This is a genomic window from Psychrobacter sp. YP14, assembly GCF_003209315.1.
Lineage (GTDB): Bacteria > Pseudomonadota > Gammaproteobacteria > Pseudomonadales > Moraxellaceae > Psychrobacter > Psychrobacter raelei.
The window spans coordinates 1045939-1062758 of record NZ_CP029789.1; the positions used below are offsets into that span (position 1 = coordinate 1045939).

Consider the following 16820-nt stretch of genomic DNA (forward strand, 5'->3'; position numbering starts at 1 on the left):
TAACTGTCATTATCTGGCTGAAGTCAGTCAGTACCGCTCAGCAAGTAGCGTTTAGGTATCAGGTATCAGGTATCAGGTACCTAAGCCATCAAGCCAGACGCAGTAGCTCATTAATGCTGGTTTTTGAACGGGTTTGTGCATCGACTTTTTTGACGATAACGGCACAATACAAGCTGTGTGAACCGTCTTTTGAGGGCAGGCTACCTGAGACTACCACAGAGCCGGCCGGTACGCGGCCATAAGTAATTTCGCCAGTTTCACGGTCATAAATCTTAGTGGATTGGCCGATATAAACACCCATTGAGATAACAGAGCCCTCTTCAACAATAACGCCTTCAACAATCTCAGAGCGAGCACCAATAAAGCAATTGTCTTCAATGATAGTAGGGTTGGCTTGTAGGGGTTCTAATACGCCACCAATGCCGACACCGCCTGATAAGTGTACGTTTTTACCGATTTGAGCGCATGAGCCCACTGTGGCCCAAGTATCAATCATCGCGCCCTCATCCACGTAAGCACCAATATTGGTATAGCTTGGCATTAATACCACGCCTTTGGCGATAAATGAGCCACGACGTGCTACCGCTGGTGGTACAACACGGACGCCGGCTTCAACGAATTGCTGCTCAGTCCAGTTAGCAAACTTAGTGGGAACTTTATCATAAAACTGTACATGCTCACCGGTTTGCATAGGGTAGTTATCGTTCAAGCGAAAAGATAAAAGTACCGCTTTTTTGGCCCACTGATTAACGATCCATTCACCGTCTTTTTTTTCAGCGACACGTAGGCTACCGTTATCAAGTTGGTCTAGTACGCTATTTACCGCATCTTTTACCTCTTGTGGCATAGTCGCGGGGCTATATTCGGCACGTTTTTCAAAGGCTTGTTCAATAATTTGTTCTAATGACATAGGGGTTCCAAATAAAAGGGTTTAAGTGCAAAGCGTCCGATTAAACCGGAAAATAACGCTCAAGCTATTGTCGCTAATTTTTTGCTTATTAGCAAATCAGACCACTTAACAGTAGCGGTCAAAGTTTAAGACTGACTTATCTGTGTGTTTAACCAGCTTGCAAGCTCTGCATAGACGTCTTGCTTGTCTGTTTCATGCAGCGGCTCATGGCGCATGAGCGGATATATTTGACGACTTATCTTAGTGAAGCCTTGCTTTTTTAAGCGTTTGGTCAGTTTGCGAATACCTTTTCCCATATTGCCCACAGGATCATTTTCACCACTTACAAAAAACATAGGGAAATCATGGTCTATGGTTTCAGCCCAGTTTTTGTCAAGGCCGGTATCCATTAAGTTGAATAAAGTCCAAAACCCATTATTGGTAAAATAAAAACCACAAAGTGGATCATTTTCATATTCAGCAACCCCTTCAGGATTACGTGCCAGCCAAGCAAAGGGCGAGCTTGAAGATTTGTCTTTTAGTTGGGCATTAAACAGCTTAATCATTGCTGTTGCTAAAACGGGGTTGGGGCGTTTAGGCTGCAACTGATTGAGCACTTTGGCGATGGGTAATGCCACCTTAATCAAGGGGTTATAGTCACTGCTGCCCATGATTATGGCACCAGCAAATTCACTACTGTGCACTTGTAGCACATTGCGCACCACAAAAGAGCCCATAGAATGACCCATAATAAAATGGGGCACATCAGGATAATGAGACTTTAGCTGGTCAGCCATAATGACCGCATCTTTTAGCAGGGTTTGTACCGGATATGACTTGGTAAAATATCCCAGCTCTTCGGCATTATTGATGCTGCGGCCATGACCCAACTGATCGTAGGTTAAAACGGCAATGTCTTGATCGGCCAAATATTGAGCAAATTTCTCATAACGACCGCTGTGCTCGGTCATACCATGGACTATTAATAAAGTGGCCTTGGCATTATTTTTAGGTGCATATAAAGTGTGATGTAGAGTATGCGCTTGATCTGAAGACAAAATGGTCTTAGCCATGAAAGGTCCTTATGAGTAGGCATTAATTTTGATCTGTTAAAAAGGTATTTATTTAGATGGTTATGATAGTTCTGGAGTCAACTCTAGCTTAATGCTATGAATGTGAGAGACTTTCTACCTATATTTGACGAATTTTTTGATAAACCGTATAAAAGATACTGTCTAGGTAGTCGGTTATGTGGATATTATAACTTAAATGGCGTGATTGCGTTATGCTGTCGTCTGCTTATTGCTTATCTTTTGTGTCACCTTATATTTACCCCCTAAAATGGGTAGTTTTACAGTGATTTATAATAAAAAGGAGGCCCATGAGTTAGGCCTCCTTTTTATTTGATGGTATTTTACGAATTAAAATAGCGCTTAACAGCCAAGCTTACCCTCAGCTTCTAAAGCTTTTTTGCTGCGAATTGGGGCAGGGCAGTCTTCACCATAATACTGACGATCAGCAAAATAGCTTGAGCGAACCATAGGGCCGGCCCAAATGCTAAAAAAGCCGATTTTTTTGCCATAATCCATATAGCGCTGGAACTCATCAGGATGGACATAACGATCGACAGGGGCATGGTTTTTACTCGGCTGCAAGTACTGGCCAATGGTAATCATATCCACATCGTGTGCTTTTAGATCATCAAGTAGAGCGTATACTTCTTCTTCAGTTTCGCCTAGGCCAACCATAAAGCCGCATTTGGTAGCGATATCAGGACGACGCGCTTTATACTGTTTAAGTAAGTCTAGTGAGTGCTGATAATCTGAGCCCGGGCGGAACGCTTTGTACAAGCGAGGCACTGTTTCGATATTGTGGTTAAACACATCAGGCGCGGTTTCGGTTAACAAGTCTAATGCCACATCCATACGACCACGGAAATCTGGCACTAAGATTTCAATTAAGCAGTTTGGGCTTAACGCTTTTGACTCATTGATGACATCCACAAAATGCTGAGCGCCGCCATCTTTTAAATCGTCACGGTCGACAGAAGTAATCACCGCATATTTAAGTCCCAAGCCTTGAATGGTTTCAGCAGTATGACGAGGCTCATCTTTATCAAGCTCATTAGGACGACCGTGCGCCACATCACAAAATGGGCAGCGTCGGGTACAAATATCACCCATAATCATAAAGGTGGCGGTACCATCCCCAAAGCATTGCGGCAGGTTAGGGCAAGCGGCTTCCTCACAAACGGTGTACAGCTTCTGTTTTCGCAAGGTTTTTTTGATGCGATCGACCTCAGCAGGTGAAGACATCTTAACGCGAATCCAATCTGGTTTTTTAGGCGCTTCAACCGTTGGAATGACTTTAATTGGGATTCGAGCCACCTTGTCATAGCCACGTAGCTTTTCGCCTTTAATGGCTTTTTTTGGTTTAGGTGGTGCTTCCGGCACGAAGGTTTCTACTGTAGTTGTCATAATCAGCTTTTGTCCTAACCCTTGATAGTATTAGGGTTTGTTGGTGGGTCAAATTATAAAAATTATTGCGCTTATTATAGCAGATATTAGGTTAAACGCGGAGAATTCAACCCGATAACAACAGCAAAATAACCTTAAGTTAGTCAGCCTTAATTTTTAATTAAAGTGGATCTTGTAAGTCAATGCCAAGCTCGGTTAGGGCATCAATGGCGGCTCGGAACGCCTCTTGGGTGGTCGGCGCGCCGCAGTAAGGTAAGCTGTGCATGAGTACTTCACGGATTTCGGCAACGGTTGCGCCATTATTAATAGCACCTCGAACGTGACCTTTAAGCTCTTGCGGACTTTTTTGGGCAATTAAAAAAGCCAGGGTAATTAAGGAGCGATACTTACGCGGCAGTATGTCATCATCTTGCCAAGTGCTGCCCCAAGCGTGTTCGATAATCCAGTCTTGAAGTGGCTGAGTGAACGGGGTGGCAGTCTCTAAAGAGCGTTTGACATGCGCTTTACCCATCACTTGGGTACGAACTTCTAGGCCGTTTTTATAAAGATCGCTTTTTGACATCACTGATACTCCTAAATCTACGGTTAAAAAATATAAAAAACAAAAGATAAAAAATATAAAAAACAGTGGGCTTCGCTGCGGACGGCCTAGATTTGTTAAAAATAAGCCGTTCTTTTTTGTGAGCAGGCTCAAGGTTTGTGAGCAAGGTTTGCGGCATGATATGAATGACAATGGTCTCTTATTTTACTGTGCTTACCTAAAATTAATAGGGGCTATGCGTGCTCAATAGTGACCTGCTGAGCGCTGAAATTATAATATGGGCTGTGCGCCTTGAACTATAGTAGGTATTTTTAAAATAAATATTGGATATGGCCTTAAAAAACCTAGCCTGTGACGTTTGGTGATTAACTTTTTGACCATTTTAGGCTATATTAGTGGCGAAAGTTAAACCCACCTGCAAGGTGCCGGAAGCCACCACAAAAATTTCACTATTGGCTATTTATAGTTATGCAAATTTATAGCTAAGCAAATCGACAATAGTGACCCATCCCAAGTGGAAGCAACCTAGCCTGCATAAAATAATGAAAGAGGACGCTTATTGTGTTAGACGCCTATCGTAAACATGTCGAAGAACGTGCCCAACTTGGTACAGTACCCCTACCACTATCTGAGCATCAGACTGCCGATTTAGTTGAGCTATTAAAAAACCCACCAGCCGGTGAAGAAGAGTTTTTGATGGACCTTTTGGTTAACCGTGTACCTGCCGGTGTTGACCAAGCAGCTTATGTAAAAGCGGCCTTTTTAGCAGCGATCGTAAAAGGCGAAGCAACCTCACCATTAATCACTAAGCAAAAAGCAGTAGATATCCTAGGCACTATGCAAGGCGGTTATAACGTATTGCCTTTAGTTGAAGCGCTAGATGATGCTGAAGTGGCTGAGAACGCAGCAGAAGCTCTAAAGAAAACCCTATTGGTATTCGATGCTTTCAATGATGTGACCGAAAAAGCAGAAGCGGGTAACGCTAAAGCCAAAGAAGTGGTTCAGTCATGGGCTGACGCTGAATGGTTCTTAAACCGTCCTGAAGTACCACAAAAATCGACTTATACGGCGTTCAAAGTAACGGGCGAAACTAACACAGATGACTTGTCTCCAGCACAGGATGCGTGGAGCCGTCCGGATATTCCACTTCACTCATTGGCTATGCACAAAAACTCTCGTGACGGCATCACTGCTGATGAAGAGGGCGTACGTGGTCCAATGAAGCAGATTGAAGCGCTAAAAGAAAAAGGCTTCCCTCTAGCGTATGTGGGTGACGTTGTGGGTACCGGTTCTAGCCGTAAATCTGCTACCAACTCAGTACTTTGGTTAATGGGCGATGATATTCCTAACGTGCCAAACAAACGTGCTGGCGGTCTGGTATTGGGCGGCAAAATTGCGCCTATCTTCTATAACACGATGGAAGACTCAGGTGCACTACCGATTGAAAATGTAGCTGTTGATAACATCAATATGGGCGATGTATTTGATGTTTATCCTTATGAGGGTAAAATCACTAAGCATGACTCAGATGAAGTACTATCAACCTTCAAACTAAACTCAAATACCTTACTAGATGAAGTTCGTGCCGGTGGTCGTATTCCATTAATCGTGGGCCGCGCCTTAACCAACCGCGCTCGTGAATACATGGGTCTTGAGCATTCAGACGTATTTGCAAAACCTGAGCAGCCTGCGTCATCTGATAAAGGCTTTACTTTAGCTCAGAAGATGGTTGGTAAAGCATGTGGTATGGAAGGTGTACGTCCAGGTATGTACTGTGAGCCTAAGATGACCACGGTTGGTTCGCAAGATACCACTGGTCCTATGACTCGTGATGAGTTAAAAGACTTAGCTTGCTTAGGTTTCCAAGCAGATCTAGTGATGCAGTCTTTCTGTCACACAGCCGCTTATCCTAAGCCAGTTGACGTTGAAACTCAGCACACACTGCCAGATTTCATCATGAACCGCGGCGGTGTTAGCTTACGTCCAGGTGACGGTATCATCCACTCATGGTTAAACCGTATGCTTCTTCCAGATACTGTTGGTACCGGTGGTGACTCGCATACTCGTTTCCCAATGGGTATCTCATTCCCAGCAGGTTCTGGCTTGGTAGCTTTCGCAGCAGCGACGGGTGTTATGCCACTAGATATGCCTGAGTCTGTCCGTGTTCGCTTCGTTGGTGAGCGTCAGCCTGGTATCACCCTACGTGACCTAGTACACGCGATCCCATTACAAGCGATCAAAGAAGGTTATTTAACCGTTGATAAGAAAGGTAAAATCAACGAGTTTAACGGCCGTATCTTAGAGATTGAAGGTCTAGAAGACTTAACGGTAGAGCAAGCGTTCGAACTATCAGACGCCTCAGCTGAGCGTAGTGCAGCGGGTTGTACCATCACTTTATCTGAAGAGTCAGTTACTGAGTACCTAAACTCAAACATCACGCTTCTTAAGTGGATGATCTCTGAAGGCTACGGCGATGCTCGGACGCTAAGCCGTCGTATCGAAGCGATGCAAGAGTGGTTGAAGAACCCAAGCTTGATGCGTGCTGACGCTGATGCTGAATACGCCATCGATATGACCATCGATATGAGCCAAATCAAAGAGCCTGTACTGTGCTGCCCGAACGATCCAGATGATGCCAAGACTTTATCTGACGTCGCTGGCGACAAGATTGATGAAGTATTCATCGGTTCTTGTATGACCAACATCGGTCACTTCCGTGCCGCAGGTAAACTGCTACAAGAAGTACCAGCAGGTAGCCTGAAAACTCGTCTATGGATTGCACCACCCACTAAGATGGATGCACGCCAGTTAATGGAAGAGGGCTACTACAATACTTACGCACAAGCCGGCGCACGTACTGAGATGCCAGGTTGTTCGCTATGTATGGGTAACCAAGCACGTATTGCACCAAACTCTACAGCGGTATCTACCTCTACCCGTAACTTCCCGAACCGTTTGGGCCAAGGCGCTAACGTATACCTAGCTTCAGCTGAGCTTGCGGCAGTTGCTGCGGTACTTGGTAAGTTGCCAACGAACGAAGAGTATCAGCAGTACGCTGGCATGCTAAACAGCATGGGTGACGAAGTATATCGTTACATGAACTTCGATCGTATGGAAGAGTACACCGAAGAGGCGGATAAAATTAACGTGGCGCAATTGTCATAATATGACCTGAAAAACGCTTCGTTATTAAGCAAAACGTCGTTAAACAAAAAGGCCCCGTATCCTTAGGATGCGGGGCCTTTTTTTGCTCGTCTAGATAGCAGTTTTTTGTTTGCAGTGCCTCAATAGTGTGAACTGCCGCTCATCTAAGCATCCGCTTTAGACAGCAGAACTTAATAAGGGGAGTTGGCTTTATCTGTAGCGGTTACAATTGCTGCTAGACGTATGAATGGCGGGTTCTATATACTGGCTTATGATAATAATTTACGTCAAATAATGGCCCCAAAAAGCACGCTAGCAATTATAAGCCCATCTACGCCAGTCAACCCAACTTGTTATAAAAAGAGAGCGATATGCAGTACGAGTTTTCAGAGGTGATTAACGGATTAAAACCCTCATTTATCCGCGAAATATTAAAGTTAACGGTTAAACCAGAGATTATCTCCTTCGCCGGTGGTTTACCAGATCCTACCTTGTTCCCACATCAGACCATCAAAGATGCCAGCAATGCCATGTTTGACCGCCAAGACAATGGTATCTTTCAGTATACCACCACTGAAGGTCACTTAGGCCTGCGTCAGTGGATTGCTAAGCGTTTCTCAGATGCTCATCATGTACAAGTCGATGCAGATCAAGTGATGATTGTGTCCGGCTCACAGCAAGCACTAGATTTATTTGGCAAAATCTATATCAACCCACAAGATGGCGTGGTAATGGAGGCGCCGACTTATCTTGGGGCAATCCAAGCTTTTCGTATGTACCAGCCTGAGTTTAAAGAAGTTGAACTGTTAGAGGATGGAATAGATACCGATCAGTTTCGCACTACCATGATGCAGTCAGACAGTAAGTTTTTTTATGGTATTCCAAACTTCCAAAACCCAACGGGATTAACTTATTCTGCTGATAAGCGTCAGCAAGTGGCCGATATCTTAAAAGATAGCGGCAAGCTGATGCTAGAAGATGACCCTTATGGCGCCTTATTGTTTGATGATCCAAATACTCAAGGTATGACTACTCGTCCGATTTATGCACTGGCCCCTGAGCATGTGGTGTATATGGGCTCGTTCTCTAAAGTATTTGTCCCCGGATTTAGATTGGGATGGGTAATTGCACCTAAGCCTGTGTTGGCTAAAATGGTCATCGCCAAGCAAGCAGCTGACTTGCACACCAACTCCTTTGTGCAGGAGCTGCTGTATCAGTATGTCACCACCAATGACTTAGATGCCCATATTGATGTCATTCGCCAGACCTATTCTGCTAAGAAAAGCTGCATGGTAGAGGCCATTCATACTTATCTAGGCGATGAGGTTGAGATGGCACCAGCCAATGGCGGTATGTTTATCTGGGTACGTGTACCGGGCGTGGCCGTGATGGATCTGCTCAAATATGCCATTGATAATAATGTCGCTTACGTGCCAGGTGAAGCCTTCTCATTGTCAGGAGAATATAAAGACTATATGCGTCTAAACTTCACAAGCTTAGATGATGAGCAGATTATTGAAGGAATTAAGCGCTTAAAAGCAGCACTGGATGCTTATCGTGCGGCTCAATAATATCGCAATAATTCATTGAGTCAGTCGTAATTTTGCAGGTGCAGACAGTAAAAAGTCACCGATTTAATCGGTGACTTTTTTAACGGCTATTTTTACTGCTTTAGCTATCGCTTAACAGCTCGGTCAAGAATCACACTACTGATTATAAACCGGCTTACGCTTTTCGATAAAAGCCGTGATGCCTTCGATGAAGTCATCCGTTTTGGCCAGTCTAGCTTGCTGATGCACTTCCATATCTAAGGCTTCATTAAGACCCATATAAGCGTGGGTGTTAAGCAGATGCTTCATAGTCTCTAATGCCTTGCTAGGCAGGGCGCATAGGCGATTGGCAAGCTTTAACACGGCATCATCTAGCTCATCGGCGCTGACCACGTCATTGACTAAATTTAAATCCGCCATGTCTTTGGCAGTAATCTTATCACCCAGCATGACAAGCTCAGTGGTCTTAGCTGGCCCCACCAGCTGATTTAATAAGTACACGCCGCCGGCATCTGGCACCAAGCCAATATGGACGAAGGCTTGGACAAATTTGGCATTGTCTGCTGTGATACGAAAGTCACAGGTTAAGGCCAAGTTCATACCCGCGCCTGCCACCGCACCTTCTAGCTTAGCAATAATAGGTTTATGGATTTTGCGCAGCAGCAAACTTACTTCACCGGCACCGGTGACCATGGCTGCCAATTTATTTGAGAGCGTCTCTTTATCAAGGCCTTCAGAGATCATCTCTTTGATATCGCCGCCACTAGAGAAGTTGCCACCTGAGCCTTGTAAAATAATGACACGTACCTGCTCATCATTATTCGCCTCTTCTAGACTTTGTATGACAGCATTTTTTAGCGGGGTACTAAATGCGTTAAGGCTTTTTGGGTCATTTAAGGTAAGGGTAGCAATGTGATTATCAACGCGATACAGCACGATATCTTGAGACTGGGTCATAAGCGACCTCCTGACGAATTTAAGAAAAAATAACGAGTCAGCCAAGTTTGGCAAACCAAATTTGTTGATGATAAGTGGGCACTTACAAAGCCACTAAGGCTATGCTCAGTGCCCTAATGCAGCACTTATATGTTATACAGGTTTCTGCTTAATCATACAAAAACAATTGGTTGCGTTCATAGCAAGATTTAGTTATTCGAGGTGGCCTTTTGTAACAGTTGTACGAATCGATCCACTTGCATCTCAGGTGTGGCCCAAGAGGTGACCAAGCGGGCGATACTAAAGCCGTTATCTAGCTGCTCCCATTCATAAAATTCGAAGTCATTTTTTAAGGTGGCAATCAGCGCCTGCGGCATAAGTGCAAATACTTGGTTACTTTGAGCAGGAACAAATAGCTCAATGCCACAAGATTGGATGCCTTCCGCTAACTTTTTGGCCATAGTGTTGGCGTGATGGCACAGCTCAAGATATTTGTTGTCTTTTAACAATACCTCAAATTGTAACGCCAGAAGATAGCCTTTGGCCATTAAGCCGCCATGACGCTTTAGGTAAATATTAAAATCGGTGGCGATTTTTTTATTAGGAATGATCAAAATCTCACCGAACATAGCCCCCATCTTAGTGCCACCGAACCAAAATATATCGGTTAGCTGGGCATAGTCAGCGATACTCATGTCCTTATCATTAGGATTAGCATGGCTACTGGCAATGGCAGCACCCAACCGTGCCCCATCCATAAATAGATACATATCATGCTTGCGGCAATAATCTGAGATGGCCTTAAGCTCATGATAACTATATACGGTACCAAGCTCTGTGGTGTTGGAGATATAGACGGCTTTGGCACGCACGACATGCGGCGTGAAACTGTGGCGAACTCGCACCTTATCTAAGGCCTCTATGGTCAATTTGCCATCTTTAGACTCCGCCAAAATAACTTTGTGTCCTGTCGCCTCAATAGCGCCGGCCTCATTGACCGCAATATGGCCGGTATCACAGGCAATGATGCCATCAATAGGGGTCAGCATGGCATCGATGCATACCAAGTTGGCCTGAGTGCCTGTGATACCAAAGTGAATGGCAATATCTGGATCAGACAGCTGTGCTTTTATTTGGTCGCGTACCCGCTCAGAGTACTCATCGAAGCCATAGCCTTTATGTTGTTGTAAGTGGGCATCGTGCATGGCAGTGATGATGTCAGGGTGGGCGCTTTCGCTATAATCGTTTAAAAAATGAAACATAACTTGGTTTTAAACTCTCTTAGATTAAGGTTTTGAACGTTAAAAACAAAAAGGAGCTACTAAACAATACGTTAAGTAGCTCAAGGAAAACCCATCAACACGATGAGTCAGATCTATATAGGCGGCTAACGACTACTCATCATTTTCGAAGCTGGCATCGGCCATATAATGATCCGGCGTTAGATTAATAAAGCGAGTATATTGACCTTCAAAGGCAAGGCGAACGGTACCAATAGGGCCGTTACGCTGTTTGCCGATAATAATCTCTGCCACACCCTTTAAATCTGAGTTCTCATTATAAACCTCATCGCGATAGATGAAAGTAATTAAATCCGCATCTTGCTCAATGGCGCCTGATTCACGCAAGTCAGACATGATAGGGCGTTTATTAGGACGGTTCTCTAAGCTTCGGTTCAGCTGTGATAAGGCAATCACTGGGCAGTTTAATTCACGGGCTAAAGCTTTTAAGCTTCGAGAAATCTCAGAAATCTCTTCCACACGGTTGCCGCTTAAGCTGGGTACTTTCATCAATTGTAGATAATCAACCACCACCATGCCCATTTTGCCATCATGATTTTTGGCAATACGGCGACAACGTGACCGCAGCTCAGAGGGCGGAAGGGCGGTACTGTCATCGATGTATAGGTTTTTGTCTTGCAAGTGGGTAATGGCATTCATCATGCGTGCCCATTCATCCTCATTCATTTGGGCAGAGCGCAGACTGGTTTGGTTAATCTGACCCCAAGAGGACAGCAAACGCATCACAATAGATTCAGCTGGCATCTCCATTGAGAACACCACCACGGGTAGGTTTTCGTGGAAAAGCACACCTTCGGCTAAGTTCATCGCAAAGGTAGTCTTACCCATAGAAGGACGGGCGGCGACGATAATAAGATCCCCAGGTTGTAGGCCTTGGGTCTTGTTGTTGAGCTCAGTAAAGGGGGTTTTAAGACCAATCATACCGTCTGGATTGTTTTTAAGCTCATCCATTTGTTCGACGACGTTGACCAGTACTGAGCCGATATCCACCGGACCTCGCTGCTCAGCCCGCTTGTTGTGCTGCTCGTTAATGGCGAAGATTTTAGACTCTACTGTGTCAAGAATTTCACTCACCCCGCGCTCACGTGGGTCATAGGCGAGTGCTAGCATCTCATTGCCAGTGGTTATTAATTGGCGTAAAGTAGACAGCTCACGCACCCGCTGTGCATAGGCAGTTAGGTTAAATAAGGTGCCGGGGCTTTGGGTTAAGATATCTGCCAGATAGCTTTCGCCGCCAGCTTGCTTGAGCAGTTTTTGGGAGCTTAGCCAGTCATGCACCATGACTGTGTCGTAAGGCTCATTAATTAATGCCAAATGCGAAATGGCGGCAAAAATATGCTGATGGCGGCCTGCGTAGAAGTCATCTTTTGAGACGATGTCAGAAATCTTATCAAAAGACTCCTCAATGCTCATTAAAGAGGCAATCAACGCTTTTTCGATATCAATATTATGGGGTGGCTGCTGGCTAAGTAGATCGGTTAAGCCAACATCATTGTTCTGTTGTGGGGCGGTTTTCTTTTTGCTATCGGCCATAATTTTCGGGTCTTTATCAGGGGGCTACAATATAAATAAGCTTGGCCATGTTGGGCTGGCAAGAAGCTAAGGGATAGTGAGGTTTTACGCAATAAACATTATAATTTTAATAGAAGATAGAGTGGTATATGGTGGGTATTGCTCTATATTTAAAGGGCTAAGCTAATATATGCTTTTGAGGCAGTAGGCTAGATTAACACAAGCCTTGATGACGGCACTGCTGTATTTGCTGCTGTATATTAGGGCTAGAAGTTTATCACATTGAAGCTTGGTTCAGGCCAGATTTTGTTATCATAAAAGGGTTGCTATTTTAAAAAATGAGGCACAATTAACAATTGTTTCAGCCAAAAACTCACTCTAAATTTAATACCACCACGGCTTAAAACCATCTGGCAGCATTTAACAGCAAATATAAAAACCATCACTATATTCATCCATGCGATGACCATTAAGGCCACCCTTATGAGCACAACTTATCCGCTGACCAAAACTTCCTCTATCAATGTCAAACCTAGCAGTGCCTCGTTGGTGGTTACCACAGGCGAGCCAGCGGGGATAGGGATGGACATCCTATTACAATTGGCCATGCAGCAAAAATTAGGCGAGCTGAGCTATCCGTTAATCGTGTTGGCTGATGAGGCCGCCTTACAGCAGCGCTTTGAGCTTATTTATGGTAGCGGTGTCTCTAAGCTAAGCGGGCCGCTTTGGCAGCGGATTGAGTCGGTAAATGACTTGCAGCAGATATCAGGGCAGACAAAAGGCAACGCTTTACCGCAGTTTTATTTGTTGCACGTGGCCTGTGCTGAGCCTGTGGTGGCCGGACAACTTAATGTCAATAACGCCGCTATGGTGGTTCAGCAGTTACAAATTGCGCATCAATGGGCAGCGTCAGGGGCTGCCAGTGCCATTGTCACTGGGCCACTGCAAAAATCGGTGCTAATAGATGCCGGTATTACCTTAGAAGATGGTGGTATGTTCACCGGCCATACTGAGTTTTTTATGCAAAAAAGTGGCTGTCAAAAAGTGGTAATGATGCTGGCCAATAGTGCCATGAAAGTAGCCTTGGTCACCATTCATATGCCCCTAAGACAAGTGGCTGATGCCATAACGGCAGACAATGTGCGTCAGACAGTGCGCATTGTTTTGAATGATTTGCGCCAAAAGTTTGGCCTGCCAAATCCTAAGATTTTAGTCTGTGGCCTTAATCCACATGCAGGAGAAGATGGCCATCTGGGGACTGAGGAGATGGATATTATTAATCCGGTGCTGCGTGAGTTTCAGCAGCAAGGGGCGAATATTTCACTGGCCATGCCTGCAGATACTTTATTTACCACCCGTCACTTACAAGATTGTGATGCGGTGATTGCCATGTATCATGATCAAGGGTTGCCGGTGTTAAAGTCTCACGGCTTTGGAGATACGGTGAATTTAACTTTAGGGCTACCTTATATCCGCACCTCGGTGGATCATGGTACCGCACTTGATTTGGCAGGCAATTCGGCCACAAGTGATGTTCAGCCAAGTAGCAGCAGCTTGTGGCAAGCGCTTATCATGGCTGAGGCAATGGTCCACTCACAGCAGAAGTAAGCTGAGCTTTTTAGCCACAAGCTCACGCTTTAGCACTGCAAATTATGCTACACTAAATCCTTTTTTAATTGATAAATATCGACTTATGACGCAATCAGACACTACAAAACATCCGTTACACAATACCCTGCAGCGGGCAGCCAAGCACCAGCCTCGCAAACGCTTTGGGCAAAACTTCTTGCATGATGCCAGTATTATCAGTGAAATTGTTGACGCTATTGGGCTTAATCGTGATGATAACTTGGTTGAGATTGGACCAGGGATGGGCGCTTTAACTGAGCCGCTGCTAGAGCAAGTTGATGCGATGACCGTCATTGAGCTTGATCGTGACTTGGCAGGCAGTTTACGCATCCGTATTGGGGCCAACAGTCATCCAAATTTCACCATCGTGAATGCCAATGCGATGCAATTTGATTACCATAGCTTGTATGATGCTGACAGTGAAACTCCAAAAAAACTGCGTGTGGTCGGTAACTTGCCCTACAATATCTCAACGCCCTTGTTGTTCACCTTGCTTGAGTATGCCGATATTATTGAAGACATGCATTTTATGCTACAAAAAGAGGTGGTGGAGCGCATTACCGCAGAAGTGGGCAGTAAAATATATGGCCGTTTATCGGTAATCATGCAGTATTTCTGTGACACCCAATATTTATTAACGGTACCCAGAGGCGCCTTTAATCCGCCACCAAAAGTGACCAGTGCTGTGTTCCGTCTGCGCCCACATCAAGTGAAGCCGGTGCAAGCTGACGATGAAAAACTGTTCGCTTTGGTGGTGCGCGAAACCTTTAATCATCGCCGCAAAACCTTGCGTGCTATTTTTAAACAGTCCTCACTCATGCCCACGTTGACTGATGAGGATCTGGCGAGCATAGGCATTGATGGCAATGCGCGTCCTGAAACTTTGGATGTGAATGATTTTGTGGCGCTCAGTAACTTGGTGATTGCTAAGCAAGCAGAGCAAGAGCAGCTGTAGGCTGGATAATAGATGCTTATCGTGTTTTATGTCTAATAAACAAGCGGTTCACAGAGTGTCTGCTATAAAAACTCACCTGCAATAAGAGTAAATACTATCAATTAATATAGAGTGATGCTATGAAGTACCGAGCCGAGTACGTAATCGGAGACCTACAAGGGTGTTATGCCGCTTATCTTGAGTTGTTAGATAAGATAGATTTTGACCCAAAGCAAGACAAGCTGTGGTTTGTCGGCGATTTGGTGGCACGTGGCGAGGACTCATTGTCAACTTTGCGCCATGTCAAAAATCTGTGTGAGCAGGGCGCTGCTGCCACGGTACTGGGCAATCACGATATCAACTTAATTGCGGTTTGGCGTGGTTTTGCGCCTTTAAAAAAGAAGGACAAAACTGAAGATATTATTAATGCACCTGATTGTGACGAGTTGTTAAATTGGCTGCGTCGCCAGCCGCTGCTGCTTTGTCCAAACGAGCACACAGTGATGGTGCATGCCGGTATCCCACCACACTGGAGTATCAAACAGGCCAAACGCTATGCCCGTGAAGTCGAAACGCAGCTGTCTAGTAGCTTGTTTCAATTAAACCGAGTGTTGCCTAAGCTTTATAGTGGTGAGGCCGATGAGTGGTCAGAGCACCTTAATGGCTTTACTCGTATTCGCGCCATTACCAACTACTTCACAAGAATGCGTCTGTGCAAAAAAGATGGTGCGCTTGAGTTTAACTTTAAGTCAAGCTTAACCGATGAGATGCCTGCTGATTTTCGGCCTTGGTTTGAGTGGCAAGTGCCACGTGAGCGTAAGATATTGTTCGGTCACTGGGCAGCGTTAAAGGCCGAGGTGGATTTGCCTAGTGCCAGAGCTTTAGATGGTGGCTGCGTGTGGGGCAATTGCTTGGTGGCTTATCGCTTAGAAGATGGCAAGATATTTAGTGCCTCTGAGCGCTGCCCTAAAGACTAGGGACTGCAGCACACAAGGGGTAAATGCCAGACCTAAGCTTATCTTTAGTCAATGACAGGCATAAAAAATACGATGTTATCTTAGTTGATAATATCGTATTTTTTTGACCAAAACACAGCTTAGGCCACTTAAGGCGCTGCTGAGTATTTACTGAGCAGTTAAGCCACCATCGACGATGAACTCTGATCCGGTGGAGTAACTAGAGTCATCGGAGGCTAAGAACAGTACCATGGCGCTGACCTCCTCAGGCTGAGCCACCCGTTTTAGAGGGATGCTTTTTGCGAAATTCTCTACGGCTGTCTTGGTGTCGCCTTGCATAATCATAGGTGTGGCAATCACTCCAGGATGCACGGAGTTGACTCGGATGCCATACTGCGCCAGCTCTAAAGCGGCCGCCTTACTCATACCGCGCACGGCAAATTTAGAGTCGGTATAGCCGATAGCACCACCGACCAATCCATTAATAGAGGAGATGTTAATAATAGAGCCATGCTCGCTTTTTTTCATTGAAGGTACCACAGATTTCATACCTAAAAATACCGAGACTTGGTTGATCTCAAGAATACGGCGGTATTCATCTAATGAGGTGTCTAATAGCGACTTTGCCATAGTAATACCGGCATTATTGACCAAGACATCAACGGGGCCAAAATGCGCCTCTGTGGTGCTCACAACGTGCTGCCAATCCTCTTCATCGGTCACATCATGCTTAATAAATAGTGCCTTATCACCAAGCTTAGCGGCCAATGCTTGTCCTTTTTCGGCATTAATATCGGTGAGAACCACTTTTGCGCCCTCTGTCAGACACAGGCGAGCATGGGTCTCGCCCATACCTTGTGCTGCACCAGTAATAATAATAACTTTGTCTTGTAAACGGGCCATCTTGCCCTCCCTTTTTTATAGTGAATTTATGCTGGGTGTCATCGCTAA

At 45.0% G+C, this 16820-nt stretch carries 13 protein-coding genes; 5 read left to right on the forward strand and 8 right to left on the reverse strand.

Annotated elements, in window-relative coordinates; genetic code table 11:
• Positions 1-88 precede the first annotated feature (88 nt).
• From dapD to DLE54_RS04545, 4 genes are all read right to left on the reverse strand, one after another.
• Positions 89-910 (reverse strand): 2,3,4,5-tetrahydropyridine-2,6-dicarboxylate N-succinyltransferase, encoded by an 822-nt coding sequence (dapD, locus tag DLE54_RS04530; protein WP_011960167.1) that lies wholly within the window; start codon positions 908-910, stop codon positions 89-91.
• 125 nt (positions 911-1035) lie between these two features.
• Positions 1036-1962, reverse strand: coding sequence for an alpha/beta fold hydrolase (locus tag DLE54_RS04535; RefSeq protein WP_110816397.1), 927 nt, complete (start codon positions 1960-1962; stop codon positions 1036-1038).
• Between the two features lie 360 nt (positions 1963-2322).
• Positions 2323-3366: a lipoyl synthase gene (lipA, locus tag DLE54_RS04540; RefSeq protein ID WP_011960169.1), complete on the reverse strand. Its 1044-nt coding sequence runs from the start codon at positions 3364-3366 to the stop codon at positions 2323-2325.
• Between the two features lie 160 nt (positions 3367-3526).
• Entirely contained in the window at positions 3527-3928 is a 402-nt protein-coding gene (locus DLE54_RS04545; protein ID WP_011960170.1) for a carboxymuconolactone decarboxylase family protein, read from the reverse strand.
• Between the two features lie 540 nt (positions 3929-4468).
• Here DLE54_RS04545 and acnB point away from each other — a divergent pair.
• Positions 4469-7072: a bifunctional aconitate hydratase 2/2-methylisocitrate dehydratase gene (acnB, locus tag DLE54_RS04550; protein WP_110816398.1), complete on the forward strand. Its 2604-nt coding sequence runs from the start codon at positions 4469-4471 to the stop codon at positions 7070-7072.
• A gap of 350 nt (positions 7073-7422) precedes the next feature.
• On the forward strand, positions 7423-8622 hold the full coding sequence (locus DLE54_RS04555) for a PLP-dependent aminotransferase family protein (protein ID WP_110816399.1): 1200 nt from the start codon (positions 7423-7425) through the stop codon (positions 8620-8622).
• A 135-nt stretch (positions 8623-8757) separates the two neighbouring features.
• Here DLE54_RS04555 and DLE54_RS04560 read toward each other — a convergent pair whose 3' ends face one another.
• From DLE54_RS04560 to dnaB, 3 genes are all read right to left on the reverse strand, one after another.
• Positions 8758-9558 carry an enoyl-CoA hydratase/isomerase family protein gene (locus DLE54_RS04560; RefSeq protein WP_110816400.1) on the reverse strand — a complete coding sequence of 267 codons (801 nt, stop codon included), beginning with the start codon at positions 9556-9558 and terminating at the stop codon, positions 8758-8760.
• A 188-nt stretch (positions 9559-9746) separates the two neighbouring features.
• Positions 9747-10799 (reverse strand): threonine aldolase family protein, encoded by a 1053-nt coding sequence (locus DLE54_RS04565; RefSeq protein ID WP_110816401.1) that lies wholly within the window; start codon positions 10797-10799, stop codon positions 9747-9749.
• Positions 10800-10931: 132 nt separating this feature from the next.
• On the reverse strand, positions 10932-12371 hold the full coding sequence (gene dnaB / locus DLE54_RS04570; protein ID WP_011960175.1) for a replicative DNA helicase: 1440 nt from the start codon (positions 12369-12371) through the stop codon (positions 10932-10934).
• A gap of 462 nt (positions 12372-12833) precedes the next feature.
• Here dnaB and pdxA point away from each other — a divergent pair, with 462 nt between their 5' ends.
• The 3 genes from pdxA to DLE54_RS04585 all read left to right on the forward strand — a co-directional run bounded on the left by pdxA (position 12834) and on the right by DLE54_RS04585 (position 15890).
• Positions 12834-13958: a 4-hydroxythreonine-4-phosphate dehydrogenase PdxA gene (gene pdxA, locus DLE54_RS04575; protein ID WP_110816402.1), complete on the forward strand. Its 1125-nt coding sequence runs from the start codon at positions 12834-12836 to the stop codon at positions 13956-13958.
• Positions 13959-14043: 85 nt separating this feature from the next.
• Positions 14044-14934, forward strand: a complete 891-nt coding sequence (gene rsmA / locus DLE54_RS04580) for a 16S rRNA (adenine(1518)-N(6)/adenine(1519)-N(6))-dimethyltransferase RsmA (RefSeq protein WP_110816403.1) — start codon at positions 14044-14046, stop codon at positions 14932-14934.
• A gap of 119 nt (positions 14935-15053) precedes the next feature.
• Complete coding sequence (locus tag DLE54_RS04585; RefSeq protein WP_110816404.1) at positions 15054-15890, forward strand: symmetrical bis(5'-nucleosyl)-tetraphosphatase; 837 nt, start codon at positions 15054-15056, stop codon at positions 15888-15890.
• 147 nt (positions 15891-16037) lie between these two features.
• Here the strand turns inward: DLE54_RS04585 and DLE54_RS04590 are convergent, their stop codons facing one another.
• Positions 16038-16772, reverse strand: coding sequence for a glucose 1-dehydrogenase (locus tag DLE54_RS04590; RefSeq protein WP_011960179.1), 735 nt, complete (start codon positions 16770-16772; stop codon positions 16038-16040).
• Positions 16773-16820 lie beyond the last annotated feature (48 nt).

What these genes read in the sequence shown, in the direction of transcription:
- dapD (WP_011960167.1), bottom strand. Translation starts at nt 910, where the DNA reads ATGTCATTAGAACAAATTATTGAACAAGCCTTTGAAAAACGTGCCGAA.
- DLE54_RS04535 (WP_110816397.1), bottom strand. Translation starts at nt 1,962, where the DNA reads ATGGCTAAGACCATTTTGTCTTCAGATCAAGCGCATACTCTACATCAC.
- lipA (WP_011960169.1), bottom strand. Translation starts at nt 3,366, where the DNA reads ATGACAACTACAGTAGAAACCTTCGTGCCGGAAGCACCACCTAAACCA.
- DLE54_RS04545 (WP_011960170.1), bottom strand. Translation starts at nt 3,928, where the DNA reads ATGTCAAAAAGCGATCTTTATAAAAACGGCCTAGAAGTTCGTACCCAA.
- DLE54_RS04555 (WP_110816399.1), top strand. Translation starts at nt 7,423, where the DNA reads ATGCAGTACGAGTTTTCAGAGGTGATTAACGGATTAAAACCCTCATTT.
- DLE54_RS04560 (WP_110816400.1), bottom strand. Translation starts at nt 9,558, where the DNA reads ATGACCCAGTCTCAAGATATCGTGCTGTATCGCGTTGATAATCACATT.
- DLE54_RS04565 (WP_110816401.1), bottom strand. Translation starts at nt 10,799, where the DNA reads ATGTTTCATTTTTTAAACGATTATAGCGAAAGCGCCCACCCTGACATC.
- dnaB (WP_011960175.1), bottom strand. Translation starts at nt 12,371, where the DNA reads ATGGCCGATAGCAAAAAGAAAACCGCCCCACAACAGAACAATGATGTT.
- pdxA (WP_110816402.1), top strand. Translation starts at nt 12,834, where the DNA reads ATGAGCACAACTTATCCGCTGACCAAAACTTCCTCTATCAATGTCAAA.
- rsmA (WP_110816403.1), top strand. Translation starts at nt 14,044, where the DNA reads ATGACGCAATCAGACACTACAAAACATCCGTTACACAATACCCTGCAG.
- DLE54_RS04585 (WP_110816404.1), top strand. Translation starts at nt 15,054, where the DNA reads ATGAAGTACCGAGCCGAGTACGTAATCGGAGACCTACAAGGGTGTTAT.
- DLE54_RS04590 (WP_011960179.1), bottom strand. Translation starts at nt 16,772, where the DNA reads ATGGCCCGTTTACAAGACAAAGTTATTATTATTACTGGTGCAGCACAA.